Here is a 14,145-nt window from a genome sequence, read left to right as displayed (position 1 = left end):
ACACGGGGTTTCATTCATGGTGAAGCCCTAGACTAGGCGGTTCCCAGGGGGAGTACGTCGTCGCGTGGAGCAGGTGAAGATCGAGCAGGTGGTGGACGCCGGGGTGGCCCTGGCGTCGCCGGACCAGCGTGCGGTACGGCTGCGCAGGCTGGCCGGGCCGTTGCTGTCGGCGGGCATGCTGTGTCTGGCGTTGTGGGCCCTGCACCGGTTGTCGCGCGAGGTGAACTATCACCAGGTGCGCCACTATGTGCAGGGCATTTCGCACACGCGATTGCTGCTGGCGGCGCTGCTCACCGCACTGGGCTACGGGGTGATGACGCTGTATGACCGTTTCGCGCTGGACGCGATCGGCAAGCGCCTGCCATGGCTTCGGGTCAGCCTGATTTCGTTCATCAGCTACGCCTTCAGCAACGCGCTGGGGATGGCGCTGCTGGTGTCCGGATCGATCCGTTACCGCTTCTATATACGCAGTGGCCTGTCCACCATCGAGGTGGCGCGGGTGGTGTTGTTCTGCGCCACCAGTTTCTGGCTGGGGTTGTTGGCGCTGACCGGGGTGACCTTGCTGCTGGTGCCGTTGCCAGTGGAGTTGCCGCTGGCGTCGGCCAGTCAGCTGCTGGGGGTGCTGCTGACCTTGTTGCCGGTGATCTGGCTGTTCGCCGGACGTGTCTGGCGGCGCCCGCTGCGGTTGTGGCGCTGGCGGGTCAGCCTGCCGACGCCGGCGGTCGCGGTGCGGCAGATCCTGGTGGGTGCGTTCGACTGGGGCCTGGCCGCGGCGGTGCTTTACGTGCTGATGCCGGACGGGTTGAACAACGGCTTCGGGCATTTCCTGGCGATCTTCGTGATCGCCCAGATCATCGGTCTGGTCAGCCATGTGCCCGGTGGCCTGGGCGTGTTCGAGGCGGTGATGCTGGCCGGTTTCGGTGTCACCGGCAACGCGGATCTGGCCGCTCCTATCCTCGGTGCGCTGGCCGCGTTTCGGGTGATCTATTACTTGCTGCCGCTGTGTGCGGCGACGGTGCTGGTGATCCAGCGCGAGGCGCGCGGGTGGCGTGAGAAATCCCTGCTGCCGCGGTGGTTCAGCGACCTGTTGCCGTCGTTCTTCGCCGGGCTCACTCTCGTTTCGGGTGCCGTGCTGCTATTTTCCGGCGCGACCCGTGCGTTGCCGCTGCGCATGGCGATCCTCAGCGAGATCCTGCCGCTGTCGGTGCTGGAGGTGTCGCACCTGCTGGCCAGCGTGATCGGCATGTTGCTGCTGATCCTGGCCCGTGGCCTGCAGCGCCGGCTGGACGCAGCCTACTGGCTGACCTTGGTATTGCTGCTGGCCGGCGCGGTGTTTTCGCTGCTGAAGGGCATCGATTACGAGGAGGCGACCTTGCTGGTGCTGTTGGCGATGGCGCTGGCGCCGGCGCATCGCCTGTTCTACCGGCGGGCATCGTTGTTCAGCACCAGTTTTTCGGTCAGCTGGATCGCGGCCATCGTGGCGGTGCTGGGTTGCGCCGCCTGGCTGGTGGTTTTCAGCTACAAGCACGTCGAGTACAGCGCCGACCTGTGGTGGGAATTCAGCTTCCACCAGGGCGGTGCGCCGCGTGCATTGCGGGCGCTGGTGGCGGCGACCGCCGCCGGCATGCTGTTTGCGCTGGGAAGCCTGATCCGCCCGCTGAAGTTGAAACGCGAACCGCCGAGCGACGCCGAGCTGGCGCGGGCGTTGCCGCTGATCAAGCAGTTTCCCTCGGCGCAGGCGCATCTGGCGTTGATGGGTGACAAGAGCCTGTTGTTCGATCCCACGCATCAGGCCTTCGTGATGTTCGACACGGAGGGGCGCAGCTGGGTCGCCATGGGTGATCCGGTGGGCACCGACGAGGAAGCCCGGCGCGAACTGGTATGGACTTTCCTCGAACAGTGCGAGCGCGCTGGCGGCTGGCCGGTGTTCTACCAGGTAAGCCCGGCAGACCTGGATCTGTACCTCGAAGTCGGCCTGACCCTGCTGAAGATCGGCGAGGAAGCGCGCGTGCGACTGGACGGCTTCAACCTCGATGGCAAGTCGCGCAAGGTGTTGCGCAACACGATCAACAAGCTGACCCGCGAGGGCCTGCGGCTGGAGATCGTGCCCGCCGAAGCGGTGCCGCCACTGCTGCCGCGGCTGAAGGAAATTTCCGACGCGTGGCTGCGCGACAAGAGCGTGCGCGAAAAACGCTTCTCGCTCGGCGCCTTCGATCCGCATTACCTGGTGCGCACACCCATGGCGCTGGTGTGGCAGGGCGACCGGTTGGTAGCGTTCGCCAACCTGTTCCTCAACGACACGCGGCAGGAGGCTTCGGTCGACCTGATGCGGTTCCTGCCCGATGGCCCGGCCGGCCTCATGGATTATCTGTTCGTGGAGCTGATGCAATGGGCGCACAGCGAGGGCTATCAGTGGTTCAACCTCGGCATGGCTCCGCTGGCCGGCTTGCAGAACCGGCGCCAGGCACCGCTGTGGAACCGCTTCGGGGCGCTGGTCTTCGGGCGCGGTGAGCGCTTCTACAATTTCCGTGGGCTACAGCGCTACAAGGACAAATTCGATCCGCAGTGGGAGCCGCGCTACATGGCGGTGCCCCGCGGCATCGCGCTGCCGTTGATCCTGGCCAACGTGGCCAGCCTGATCTCCGGCGGGCTTTCCGGCGTGGTGCGCCGATGAAACGCAGGGGTCGGATCATGCTGGCTGTGCTGGGTGCGGGCGTGCTGGGCATCGCGATGGCGTGGAGTCCGTGGTCGCACGTCAGCCTGGAAAAAGCCACGGTAGTGCTGCCGGCCAACAGCCATGGCCTGGCGCCGCCGGCGGGCAAGGACGACGTCATGGCAATCATCTACTCCGGTGACGGCGGCTGGGCGGATCTGGACCGACGCCTCGGCATCGCCTTCATCGATCGCGGCATTCCCGTGCTGGGCGTCAACACCTTCAAGTACTACTGGCGCGAGCGCCCGCCGGAGGACTCGGCGCGCGAGCTCGATGCGCTGATGACGAAATATGCCGCCGCGTGGGGCAAGCGACGGATCTGGCTGGTGGGTTTCTCGTTCGGCGCCGACGTGCTGCCGACCATCATCGACAGGTTGAGCCCGGCAAACCGGGCCCGCATCGCCCAGCTGGTGCTGTTGTCGCCCAGCCGCGACGCGACGTTCGAGATCGAGCTGGAGGGCTACATGATCCAGCAGGGCTGGTTCAAGGAGCACCTCAAGACCTTGTTGCAACACGTCAACCCGATCCGTCATTACGACAGCCTGCCACCGCTGCAGTCCCTGCACGGCCAGCCGCCGACGGTCTGCTACTACGGCCTGGACGAAGGTGATGACAGCGTTTGCACCGAAGCCGGACTGCCGGCATGGGTCACCGTCCATCCGAAGAAGGGTGACCACCATTTCGACGGCGGCTACCAGCCGCTGGCCACGCAGATGCTGGACGCGTTGCCGGCAAGGGCAGCCACGGTGGACGGCGCGCGCTGAGTGATACGGGTCGTGATCGGGGATGCGTTCCGTGCGCAGAGCGTCGGTCGGGGTCGGCGTCGGCGTGGATCCCGTCCGCCCCCACGTACAATGTCGCCATCGTTTTGATGGTTGAGGGTGACGTGACTGCTGCCGGCTTTTTCGCGGCCGCGCCGGATTCGGCGCTGGCTGCGCTGTTCGTGCCGTTCGAAAACGGCGAGCTGCGCCTGCCGACGGACGGTCGCGTGTTGTTCCTGCGCGCGCGTGCCGGCCTGCGGCTGCGCGAAATGGCGCAGCCTGGCTGGCTGTGCGAGCAAGGGTTCATGCCGTTCGCCGATGAGCTGGCACGCAACGGCATGCGCGTGGACGAGCCGGCGGCGGACGAAAAATTCCCGCTGGTATTGCTGCTGCCACCGCGTCAGCGCGACGAGGCGCGTGCGCTGTTCGCCCGTGCGCTGCGGCACGTGGGGCCGGGTGGCACGGTACTGGCGGCGATGCCGAATGCCGAGGGCGCGAAATCGGGCGAGGCCGATCTGGCGAAGCTGGCCGGTGCGGTGCAGCACCTGTCCAAGCACAAATGCCGGGTGTTCTGGAGCACGCCGGACGCCGCCACCATCGATCAGGCGCTGCTGGCCGAATGGCTGGCGCTGGATGCTCCGCGCGAGATCGCCGACGGCTACGTCAGCCGTCCGGGCCTGTTTGCCTGGGATCGCATCGACCGTGCCTCGGCGCTGCTGGCCGCGCAACTGCCCGGTGACCTGCACGGTCGCGTGGCCGATCTCGGGGCCGGTTACGGTTATCTTTCCACACAGGTCATCGCGCGTTGTCCACAGGTCAACGCGATCGATCTGTACGAGGCCGAAGCGCGCGCGCTGGAGCCGGCACGGATCAACCTCGACCGGGCCAGACACACGTCGAACCGCGCGCTGGACGTGGCGGTTCACTGGCATGACGTGACCCGCGGCCTGCCACAGCGTTACGACGCCATCGTCAGCAATCCGCCGTTCCACCAGGGGCGTGCGGACCTGCCGGCGCTGGGGCGCGCTTTCATCACCAGCGCAGCGAACGCATTGCTGCCGGACGGCCGGTTGTTCATCGTGGCGAACCGGCATCTGCCGTATGAAGCGATACTGATGGCGCGTTTTCGCGACGTGCGCACGCTGGTGACGCAAGAAGGATTCAAGGTGATCGAAGCGGTTGGGGTAAAGCAATGAAACTGGTCAAGTTGATCGCGAACCTGGGTTATGGCAGCCGCAAGGACGTGACGCAGTTGTTTCGCTCCGGCCGTATCACGGACGCGAATGGCGAGGTGCTCTACGCCGACGACGTGGTGCCGTACGAAACGATCCGCGTCGACGACGAACCGCTCGATCCGCCATCCGGCCTGGTGTTGATGATGAACAAGCCGCTCGGCGTCACCTGTTCACGAAAGGATCCGGGTCGGGTGGTCTACGACCTGCTGCCGCCGCGTTACAACGTGCGCTCGCCGGTGCTTTCCAGCGTGGGCCGGCTCGATCGCGATACCAGCGGGCTGCTGCTGTTCACCGACGACGGCGCGCTGCTGCACCGGATCATTTCGCCGAAGGCGCAGGTGGCCAAGATCTACGAGGCCACGCTGGCGCAGGACCTGCGCGGCGACGAAGGCGAGCTGTTCGCCAGCGGCACCGTGATGCTGGAAACCGAGAAAGAACCGCTGGCACCGGCCGTGCTCGACGTGTTGGGGCGGCGCCATGCGCGACTCACCGTTACCGAAGGCCGCTATCACCAGGTGCGACGGATGTTCGCCGCCGCCGGCAATCACGTCGAGACGCTGCGGCGCATTTCGATTGGCGGGCTCATCCTGGGCGAGTTGCCGATGGGCGAATGGCGCGTGCTGGATGCGGACGAAGTCGCATTGATCTTCAGCAACGCCTGAAGATCAATGCCGCGGGTTACAGCATGTGCACCGCGGTGGGAATCGCGGCACCGAACCATTTGTGCCGCTCGTCGCGACAGCTCGGACTGCCCATCGCGTACTTGCGGCAGATGGCGGGGCGATCCTCGTAGATGGTGCAGCCGGAGGTGTTCGGGTTCACCGCGGCGCACCAGCCGTCCTCGCCCTTGGCCAATGTTGCCATGCCGTGCTCGTCGTAATCGACCAGCCATGCCGGCACATGGTCATCGGGCATCAGCACCACGGTAAGACGGCAGCACACGGCTTCGCAAGTCGTGCATTGCACGCTTGGATCGACGCTTTCCGCGTAGGGGTCGGGGAGATGGTTCACGCGTAAGCATGACACGGTCGGCATGAACGCCATGTTGCGATGGACGTTCAGCCCGGTTTGTCGCGCCACAATGCCTGCCAGCCGTCGCTGCCCAACCGTTGCAGCGTCTCGATGTTGCGCCGGTAGATGCTGTCGGTGTCGCTCATCGCGTCCATCGCGCGCTCGATGCTGGATTCACGCAACAGGTGCAGGGTGGGAAAGGGCGAACGGTTACTGAAATTCTCGATCGCGTCGGGAGCGCTGTCGGCGAACTGGTAATCGGGATGAAAGCTGGCCACCTGCCATTCGCCTTCCAGTCCCAGCGTCTGCACGGCAGCGTCGGCGATATCGAGGAAGTCGTTGTAGTCGAGGAAATCGGCAAGCACGAACGGGTGGATCAGCAGGCCGGTCTCGCATTCGTCTGGCGTCAATGCGTTGAGCGATTGCAGTTCGCCGCAGAGATCGTCCAGCAGCGCGTCGGTGTCACGCGCGTGGCTGACCCGCATCCGCAGCTTGCCTTGCACCTGCGGCGCGCGCGCGAACGGACACAGGTTGAGCCCGATCACCGCGCGCTCCAGCCAGCGCGTGGTAGCGGCGAAGTAGGGTGCGTCCTCGGGCAGTGCATCGGCGTTGAGGTGGCCGGGTGTCGGCGTGTCGTTCATGCGGCTCTCGTGGATGGCTGGCGGCGCCGACTATAACGCCTCGTGCGTGCCGCGTTTGTGGGAGCGACTTCAGTCGCGACGGCCTTCCGCTACTTACGGCCAACAGTTCAAGAGCATCGCGACTGAAGTCGCTCCCACAGAAGGGTCGCCGCAACGGTGGCTCTTGCATGCGGCGATGGGTGCCCGGATATAAGCTGGATCCGATCCAGTAGCTGATGTCATGTTCAAACCCCGCTTCGATAATATGTTCGTCCGCGACCTGCCGGGTGACCCGGAGCGTGGCGCACGCTTGCGCCAGGTCGAGGGCTCGCTGTATTCCCATGTCGATCCCACGCCGGTCGCCGCACCGCACCTGTTGGCGTATTCGGCGGAGATGGCGGCGGCGCTGGGTTTCAGCGAAGCGGATGTCGCCACGCCCGGATTTGCGCAGCTGTTCGGTGGCAATGCCTTTCTCGATGGCATGCAGCCGTACGCGGCGAACTACGGCGGGCACCAGTTCGGGAACTGGGCCGGGCAGCTCGGTGACGGTCGGGCGATTTCGCTGGGCGAAGTCGTCAACGCCACCGGCGAGCGCTGGGAGCTGCAATTGAAGGGCGCCGGGCTGACGCCGTACTCGCGCGGTGCAGATGGCCGCGCCGTGCTGCGCTCGTCGGTGCGCGAGTTCCTGTGCAGCGAGGCGATGCATCACCTGGGCGTGCCGACCACGCGCGCGTTGAGTCTGGTCGGCACCGGCGAGTCGGTGCTGCGCGACATGTTCTACGACGGCAATGCCGCGCCGGAGCCCGGTGCGATCGTCTGCCGTGTCGCGCCGTCGTTCATCCGATTCGGCAACTTCGAACTGCCTGCTTCGCGCGGAGATACCGCGTTGCTGAAGCAGTTGGTCGATTTCACCGTCCGCCGTGATTTTCCCGAGCTTGAGGGGTCGGGCGAGGCGTTGTACGCGGACTGGTTCGCCCAGGTCTGCGAACGCACCGCCGCCATGGTGGCGCACTGGATGCGCGTGGGCTTCGTACACGGCGTGATGAACACCGACAACATGTCGATCCTCGGCCTCACCATCGACTACGGCCCCTACGGCTGGGTCGACAACTACGACCCGGACTGGACCCCGAACACCACCGATGCGCAGCGCCGCCGTTACCGCTACGGCCAGCAGCCGAACGTGGCGTGGTGGAACCTGAGCAGACTGGCCGGTGCGCTGGCTCCGTTGTTCGCCGATACCGCGCCATTGCAGGCCGGGCTGGATCGTTATGCGGCGAGCTACGATGCCGCCGATCGCGCGAACATCGCCGCCAAGCTCGGTCTGGCTGAGTGTCGCGATGACGACGTGGCGCTGATGCAGTCGCTGCAGTCGTTGATGCAACAGGCGGAGATCGACATGACGCTGTGGTTCCGTGCGTTGGCAGATATCGATACGCAGGCACCCGCGCTGGCGCCATTCGATCAGTCGTTCTACGACGAGGCAAAACGTCGCCAGGCCGAGCCGGCGCTCGGTGACTGGCTTTCTCGTTACGCTGCGCGACTGGCCGGTGACCCATTACCACCCGGACAGCGCCACGAACGGATGCGCAAGGCGAATCCACGCTACGTGCTGCGCAACTACCTGGCGCAGCAGGCGATCGACCGGGCCGGGCAGGGCGACGCCGAAGGCATCGCCGAACTGCTCGACGTGCTGCGTCATCCGTACGACGACCAGCCCGGCCGCGAGGCCTTCGCGCAGAAGCGCCCGGACTGGGCACGGCACAAGGCTGGCTGCTCGATGTTGTCGTGCAGTTCCTGATCCGGGCGCACGAGGCAGGCGATGATCTGAATGAAGAAGGCCGGCATGGCCGGCCTTCTTGAACATGAAGTTGGTGCCCTCGAGACGATTCGAACGTCCGACCTGCCCCTTAGGAGGGGGCCGCTCTATCCAACTGAGCTACGAGGGCAGCGGCGGGATTTTCGCATGGATCGCACAACGGCGCGATCCGCCTACATTCCAAGACGGGCGTTGGCTCCCTTCCCTGCATGCAGGGGAGGGCTGGGGTGGGGGTTCGCTTTTGATCTTTTCGCGGACTGGCCCCACTTGAAGAACTTCCCGTCCGGGCAGGGGAGGGCCATGACCCCACGCAAGGAGGGAGCACCGCAGCCAGCCTGTTAGAATGGGCAATTACCAAATTCATTCACGGTGCCCGCGGGCGCCGCACGTCCAGGAGACATCCATGTCCCATGCAATCCTCAGCGCGCTCGGCCTTTCCAGCGAGCAGTCCGGCACCTATCTCGGTCAGGGCGAGTGGTCGACAACCGCCGACGCCGGTGCGCTGCAGCCGGTGAATCCGGCCACTGGCGAAGTGCTCGGCACCGTGCATGCGTCCAGCGCCGCCGACTACGACGTGATCGTCAAGCGCGCACAGGCCGCGTTCAAGGTCTGGCGCACCACCCCGGCGCCACAGCGTGGCGAAGCGGTGCGGCTGTGCGGTGAAGCGCTGCGCAAGCACAAGGATGCGCTGGGTTCGCTGGTCGCGTTGGAGATGGGCAAGATCAAGCCCGAAGGCGACGGCGAAGTGCAGGAGATGATCGACATCGCCGATTTCGCAGTGGGCCAGAGCCGCATGATGTACGGCGCCACGATGCATTCGGAGCGTCCGGGCCATCGCATGTACGACCAGTACCACCCGCTGGGTCTGGTCGGCATCATCAGCGCGTTCAATTTCCCGGTCGCGGTGTGGGCGTGGAATGCCATGCTGGCCACCATCGCCGGTGACATCTGCATCTGGAAGCCGTCGCCGAAGACGCCGCTGTCGGCCATCGCGACCATCCGGATCTGCAATGACGCGTTGAAGGCCGGCGGTTTCCCCGACCTGTTCTTCCTGTTCAACGACGCTGGCACCGATCTGTCGCAGGCCTTCGTCGACGACAAGCGCATCCCTCTGATCAGCTTTACCGGTTCGACCAAGGTCGGCCGCATGGTCGGCGAGCGCGTGGCGCAGCGCATGGGCCGCTCGCTGCTGGAGCTGGGCGGCAACAACGCGATCATTCTCGACGAAAGCGCCGATCTGAAGCTGGCGATCCCGGGCATCGTGTTCGGTGCGGTCGGTACGGCCGGCCAGCGCTGCACCACCACGCGTCGGTTGTTCGTGCACGAATCGATCTTCGATGGCGTGGTCGACACACTGGTCAAGGCGTACAAGCAGGTCGAAGGCAAGATCGGCGATCCGACTCTGACCACCACGTTGATGGGGCCGCTCAACAGCCAGGAAGCCGTGCAGGGTTATCTCGCCGCGGTGGAGAAGGCCAAGGCAGCCGGCGGCGACGTGCGTACCGGCGGCGCCGCGATGACCGATCGCAAGGGCAACTTCGTGCTGCCGACCATCGTCACCGGCATCGCCAATTCGCACGAGGTCGTACAAACCGAGACGTTTGCGCCGATCCTCTACGTGATGCCGTTCAAGACGCTGGACGAGGCGGTCGACATGCAGAACGACGTGCCGCAGGGCCTGTCGTCCTCCATCTTCACCAACAACCTGCGCGCGGCCGAGCAGTTCCTGTCGGCGGGCGGTTCGGACTGCGGCATCGCCAACGTCAACATCGGCACCTCCGGTGCGGAGATCGGCGGCGCGTTCGGCGGCGAGAAGGAAACCGGCGGTGGCCGCGAGTCCGGTTCGGACGCGTGGAAGGTATACATGCGCCGCCAGACCAACACCATCAACTACTCGGACTCGCTGCCGCTGGCGCAGGGAATCAAGTTCACGGTGTAATCGCAACGGCCGGCCCGGACGCCCGCGTCCGTGGCCGGTGACGATACATGACGGCGCTGTTCCACCTCTTTCACGAGTGAGCGACCCGATGAGCTACCAACCCTCGTATCGATCCAGTTCCGGTACCAGTTCGCTGGCGGTGGTGAGTCTTGTGTTCGGCATCCTGTCATGGTGCCTTCTGCCATTCATCGGCGCGATCGTGGCGGTTATCTGCGGCCACATGGCACGCGGTGAAATCCGCCGCAGTCCGATCGACAACCCCATCGAGGGTGACGGCATGGCGGTTGCCGGCCTGGTACTCGGCTACGCGCACCTGGCGCTTTGCATGCTGGGACTGTTTGTTTTCATCGCGGCATTGGCCTTCGGTTTTTCGTGGTGGGGCTGGCATTGACCCAAGCATGAATTCCGGGACACTTTTCGCTCCCTTCGATCTCGGCGGTTATCGCGTCGTCGTCGCCGGCGGCAGTCGCGGTATCGGCCGCAGCATGGCGCTGGCTTTCGCGCAGGCCGGTGCCGCCGTGTCGATCTGTGCACGCGGCGCGGTGGCGCTGGAAGAAACCTGCCAGGCGATCGCCGCGTTCGGCGTTGTCGCGCACGCACAAAGCTGCGATCTGGCCGATGCGAAAGCCATCGAGGTGTATGTGGCGGATGCCGCTGCCGCGCTTGGCGGCATCGACGTGCTGGTCAACAACGCCAGTGGTTACGGTTTCGACGACAGCGACGAGGGCTGGCTGGCCGGCTTCAACGTGGACCTGATGGCGGCTGTGCGTGCTTCGCGCGCGGCATTGCCGTATCTGAAGGCTTCATCGCGGCCGTGCATCCTGCACACCAGTTCGATCGCCGCGTTCCGCCCGCGTGCGAACGGTGCGGCGTATGCAGCAGTGAAGGCAGCGCTGAGCCAGTACACCACTTCCCAGGCACTGGCGCTAGCCGAGCACCGCATCCGCGTCAACGCGATCGCGCCGGGTTCGATCGCGTTTGCCGATGGCTTGTGGGAGCGCCGCCAAGTCGAGCAACCACAGCTCTATCAGACGACCCTGGCGAAAATTCCGTTCGGCCGTTTTGGCAAGCCGGAGGAGATCGCGCATGTCGCGCTGTTCCTGGCATCGCCGTGGGCGGCCTGGATCACCGGACAAACTCTGGCTGTCGATGGCGGGCAAATGCTCAATGGCTGACTTCCATTCCACCACACGTTTCAGCGACCGCGTCGACGATTACATACGCTACCGACCGGACTATCCCCCGGCGCTGCTCGACTGGCTGCAGCGCGAGCAGGGCGTCGATGCGGGCTGGCGCGTCGCCGACGTGGGCGCCGGCACCGGTATTTCGTCGAAGATGTTCCTCGATGCCGGTTACCGCGTGACGGCGGTGGAGCCGAACGCGCCGATGCGCGCCGCGGCCGAACAATGGCTGCGCGCATACGATGACTTCGACGCCGTCGGCGGCCGTGCCGACGCCACCGGCCTGGCCGATGCCAGCGTGGATCTGGTTGCCGTGGCGCAGGCGTTCCACTGGTTCGACGAGGCAGCCACGCGGCGCGAGTTCGCGCGCATCCTGCGCCCGGGTGGGCTGGCGGCGATCTGGTGGAATTCGCGTCGCCTCACCGGCACGCGTTTCCTGGAAGGTTATGAGTCGCTGCTGCAAACCTGCGGCACCGACTACACCAGCGTGGCCGAGCGCTACGCCGACGATGCGCGCATGCGCCAATGGTTCGGCGCTGGCTTTCGCGGCAGCGCAAGTTTCGAGCACAGCCAGCGGCTGGATTTCGAGGCGCTGCGCGGGCGGCTGATGTCCTCCTCGTATTCGCCGAAGGCGGGCCATCCGCAGCACGAGCCGATGTTGCGCGCGCTGCGCGAACTGTTCGACAGCTGCGCCGTGGACGGCACGGTAAGCTTCGATTACGACACCCGCATCTTCGCGGGCCACCTGGGCTGATCCATGTACGACATCCTGCGCCCGCTGCTGTTCAAGCTCGATGCCGAAACCGCGCATCGCTTGACCCTGTACGGCCTGGGCGTGGCCCAGCGCAGCAACTTCGCCCACTTGATCGCCAAGCCGCCGGCGGACCTGCCGACCACCGTGTTCGGTGTCACCTTTCCGAATCCGGTCGGTCTGGCCGCCGGCCTGGACAAGAACGCCGAGCACCTGGACGCGCTCGATGCGCTCGGTTTCGGTTTCATCGAAGTCGGCACGGTCACACCGAAGCCGCAGCCGGGCAACGACAAACCGCGCATGTTCCGGTTGCCGCGGCACGAGGCGATCATCAACCGGCTCGGCTTCAACAACGGCGGTGTCGACGCGCTGGTGCGCAACGTGCAGCAGTCCAGCTATCACGGCGTGCTTGGCATCAACATCGGCAAGAACAAGGACACGCCGAACGAGAAGGCGGTCAGCGATTATCTGCTCTGTCTCACCCGCGTTTACGAACACGCCAGCTACATCACGGTGAACATCTCCTCGCCGAACACCCAGGGCCTGCGCGACCTGCAACAGGAGGCCACGCTGCGCCGTTTCATCTCGGTGCTGCGCGAAGCGCAGGAGCGCCTGGGTTCGCAACATGGGCGGCGCAAGCCGATGTTGCTGAAGATCGCGCCGGATCTCACCGAAGCGGAGCTCGACTCGATCGCCGAGGTGCTGCTGCGCACCGGCATCGACGGCGTGATCTGCAGCAACACCACCATCGATCACGCCGCGGTGGCGGATGATCCGCGCGGTGGCGAGGCGGGTGGGCTGTCCGGCAAACCGCTGTTCGAGCGTTCCACCGCGGTGCTCACCGGCATGCACAAACGGCTGCAGGGGCGCATACCGCTGGTCGGCGTGGGCGGCATCCTCGATGGCAGCGATGCCGCCGAGAAGCTCGCTGCAGGCGCTTCGCTGGTGCAGATCTACTCGGGCCTGATCTATCGCGGACCGCATCTGGTCGGCGAATGCGTCAACGAAATTCGCCGTCAGCGCGAGGCTGCCGATGCCGTCTGAACGCGTGGACATGCCCGCGGAGCGAATTGACATGGGCGGCTACACGCTCATCGAGAACGCTTCGCTGGCGAACCGCAATACGTTGCGCGTCGACGCGCGCGCGACGCTGCTGGCTGAAATTCGCGACGCCGGCAAGCTCCCCGAACTGCTCGATTTCCCCGCCGTGCGCCATGGCCGTCTGCTGGTGCTGGGCGAAGGCAGCAACATGCTGTTCACCGACGATTTCGACGGCACCGTACTGGCGATGGCCACCCGCGGCGTGCAGGTGGAAAGCGACGGCGACAGCGCGCGCATCGCGGTGGCCGCGGGCGAGCGCTGGGACGACTTCGTACGCTGGACCCTGGGCCAGGGCTACGCCGGCCTGGAAAACCTGATCCTGATCCCCGGCACCGTCGGCGCCGCTCCGATCCAGAACATCGGGGCCTACGGCTGCGAAGTGGCGGAGTTCGTCGAAAGCGTCGAAGCGTGGGACACGCGCGAGCATCGCGTGGCGACACTCGATCACGCGGCCTGCGCGTTCGCCTATCGCGACTCGCTGTTCAAGCACGAGCCCGGCCGCTACATCGTGACGGCGGTGCGTTTCGTGTTGCCACGCAGCCGTCCATTGCGCACCGACTACGCAGGCATCAATGAACAACTGGCGCGCATGGGTATCGACAAACCCGCGCCATTCCACGTCGCCGAAGCGGTGGTGCATTTGCGCACCAGCAAGCTGCCCGACCCCGCGGTGATCGGCAATGCCGGCAGCTTTTTCAAGAACCCGATCGTGGATGCCGCGCTGGCCGACACGCTCAGGCGCGAACATCCCGGCCTCGCCGCATGGCCGCAGCCCGACGGCCGCTGCAAACTGTCCGCCGCCTGGTTGATCGAAGCGGCCGGCTTCAAGGGAATGCGTGAAGGCGACGCCGGCATCTCCAATCGCCACGCACTGGTGCTGGTCAACCACGGCAAGGCCAGCGGACCGCAGCTGTGGGCGCTGGCGCGGCGAGTGATGCTTGGTGTGCACGACAAGTTCGGCGTGATGCTGGAGCCGGAGCCGGTGGTTATCGGAAGCCAGAACTAGCGGAGAGG

At 65.6% G+C, this 14,145-nt stretch carries 13 protein-coding genes and 1 tRNA gene; 11 read left to right on the top strand and 3 right to left on the bottom strand.

Translation table 11 applies throughout. The features are described 5' to 3' along the window. Positions 1-64: 64 nt before the first annotated feature. The 4 genes from mprF to ACPPVV_RS11285 all read left to right on the top strand — a co-directional run bounded on the left by mprF (position 65) and on the right by ACPPVV_RS11285 (position 5,371). Positions 65-2,674, top strand: coding sequence for a bifunctional lysylphosphatidylglycerol flippase/synthetase MprF (mprF, locus tag ACPPVV_RS11300; RefSeq protein ID WP_426699985.1), 2,610 nt, complete (start codon positions 65-67; stop codon positions 2,672-2,674). Positions 2,675-2,691: 17 nt separating this feature from the next. Then, on the top strand, positions 2,692-3,477 hold the full coding sequence (locus ACPPVV_RS11295; protein ID WP_426699984.1) for an AcvB/VirJ family lysyl-phosphatidylglycerol hydrolase: 786 nt from the start codon (positions 2,692-2,694) through the stop codon (positions 3,475-3,477). A gap of 122 nt (positions 3,478-3,599) precedes the next feature. Further along, positions 3,600-4,670: a class I SAM-dependent methyltransferase gene (locus ACPPVV_RS11290; protein WP_426699983.1), complete on the top strand. Its 1,071-nt coding sequence runs from the start codon at positions 3,600-3,602 to the stop codon at positions 4,668-4,670. Continuing rightward, a complete protein-coding gene (locus ACPPVV_RS11285) occupies positions 4,667-5,371 on the top strand; it encodes a pseudouridine synthase (RefSeq protein WP_426699982.1) in 705 nt (234 codons plus the stop codon). Before ACPPVV_RS11290 ends, ACPPVV_RS11285 begins: the two co-directional genes overlap by 4 nt. A 16-nt stretch (positions 5,372-5,387) precedes the next feature. Here the strand turns inward: ACPPVV_RS11285 and ACPPVV_RS11280 are convergent, their stop codons facing one another. Together ACPPVV_RS11280 and ACPPVV_RS11275 are read right to left on the bottom strand one after the other, a co-directional pair. Continuing rightward, positions 5,388-5,720: a YkgJ family cysteine cluster protein gene (locus ACPPVV_RS11280; protein WP_426699981.1), complete on the bottom strand. Its 333-nt coding sequence runs from the start codon at positions 5,718-5,720 to the stop codon at positions 5,388-5,390. 47 nt (positions 5,721-5,767) lie between these two features. Further along, the gene (locus ACPPVV_RS11275; protein WP_426699980.1) at positions 5,768-6,361 is read right to left on the bottom strand and encodes a DUF1415 domain-containing protein; all 594 of its coding nucleotides are present in this window, start codon (positions 6,359-6,361) and stop codon (positions 5,768-5,770) included. Between the two features lie 220 nt (positions 6,362-6,581). On the opposite strand from ACPPVV_RS11275, the gene ACPPVV_RS11270 reads away from it, so the two are divergent. Next, on the top strand, positions 6,582-8,141 hold the full coding sequence (locus tag ACPPVV_RS11270) for a protein adenylyltransferase SelO (RefSeq protein ID WP_426699979.1): 1,560 nt from the start codon (positions 6,582-6,584) through the stop codon (positions 8,139-8,141). Positions 8,142-8,212: 71 nt separating this feature from the next. Here the strand turns inward: ACPPVV_RS11270 and ACPPVV_RS11265 are convergent. Beyond that, positions 8,213-8,289 (bottom strand) — tRNA-Arg (locus tag ACPPVV_RS11265). 273 nt (positions 8,290-8,562) lie between these two features. Here ACPPVV_RS11265 and amaB point away from each other — a divergent pair. From amaB to murB, 6 genes are all read left to right on the top strand, one after another. After that, positions 8,563-10,098, top strand: coding sequence for an L-piperidine-6-carboxylate dehydrogenase (gene amaB / locus ACPPVV_RS11260; RefSeq protein ID WP_426699978.1), 1,536 nt, complete (start codon positions 8,563-8,565; stop codon positions 10,096-10,098). A gap of 88 nt (positions 10,099-10,186) precedes the next feature. Then, on the top strand, positions 10,187-10,489 hold the full coding sequence (locus ACPPVV_RS11255; RefSeq protein WP_426699977.1) for a DUF4190 domain-containing protein: 303 nt from the start codon (positions 10,187-10,189) through the stop codon (positions 10,487-10,489). 7 nt (positions 10,490-10,496) lie between these two features. After that, positions 10,497-11,273, top strand: coding sequence for an SDR family NAD(P)-dependent oxidoreductase (locus ACPPVV_RS11250; protein ID WP_426699976.1), 777 nt, complete (start codon positions 10,497-10,499; stop codon positions 11,271-11,273). Then, on the top strand, positions 11,266-12,033 hold the full coding sequence (locus tag ACPPVV_RS11245) for a class I SAM-dependent methyltransferase (RefSeq protein WP_426699975.1): 768 nt from the start codon (positions 11,266-11,268) through the stop codon (positions 12,031-12,033). The genes ACPPVV_RS11250 and ACPPVV_RS11245 overlap by 8 nt, the downstream gene beginning before the upstream one ends. A 3-nt stretch (positions 12,034-12,036) precedes the next feature. Then, positions 12,037-13,074, top strand: coding sequence for a quinone-dependent dihydroorotate dehydrogenase (locus ACPPVV_RS11240; RefSeq protein ID WP_426699974.1), 1,038 nt, complete (start codon positions 12,037-12,039; stop codon positions 13,072-13,074). 31 nt (positions 13,075-13,105) lie between these two features. Next, on the top strand, positions 13,106-14,137 hold the full coding sequence (murB, locus tag ACPPVV_RS11235; protein WP_426703224.1) for a UDP-N-acetylmuramate dehydrogenase: 1,032 nt from the start codon (positions 13,106-13,108) through the stop codon (positions 14,135-14,137). Positions 14,138-14,145 lie beyond the last annotated feature (8 nt).

It is taken from the genome of Rhodanobacter sp. Col0626 (assembly GCF_049994385.1).
In the GTDB taxonomy this organism is placed as follows: Bacteria; Pseudomonadota; Gammaproteobacteria; order Xanthomonadales; family Rhodanobacteraceae; genus Rhodanobacter.
Note: the sequence above shows the minus strand (reverse complement) of the source record. Positions and strands in the feature narration are given on the sequence as shown.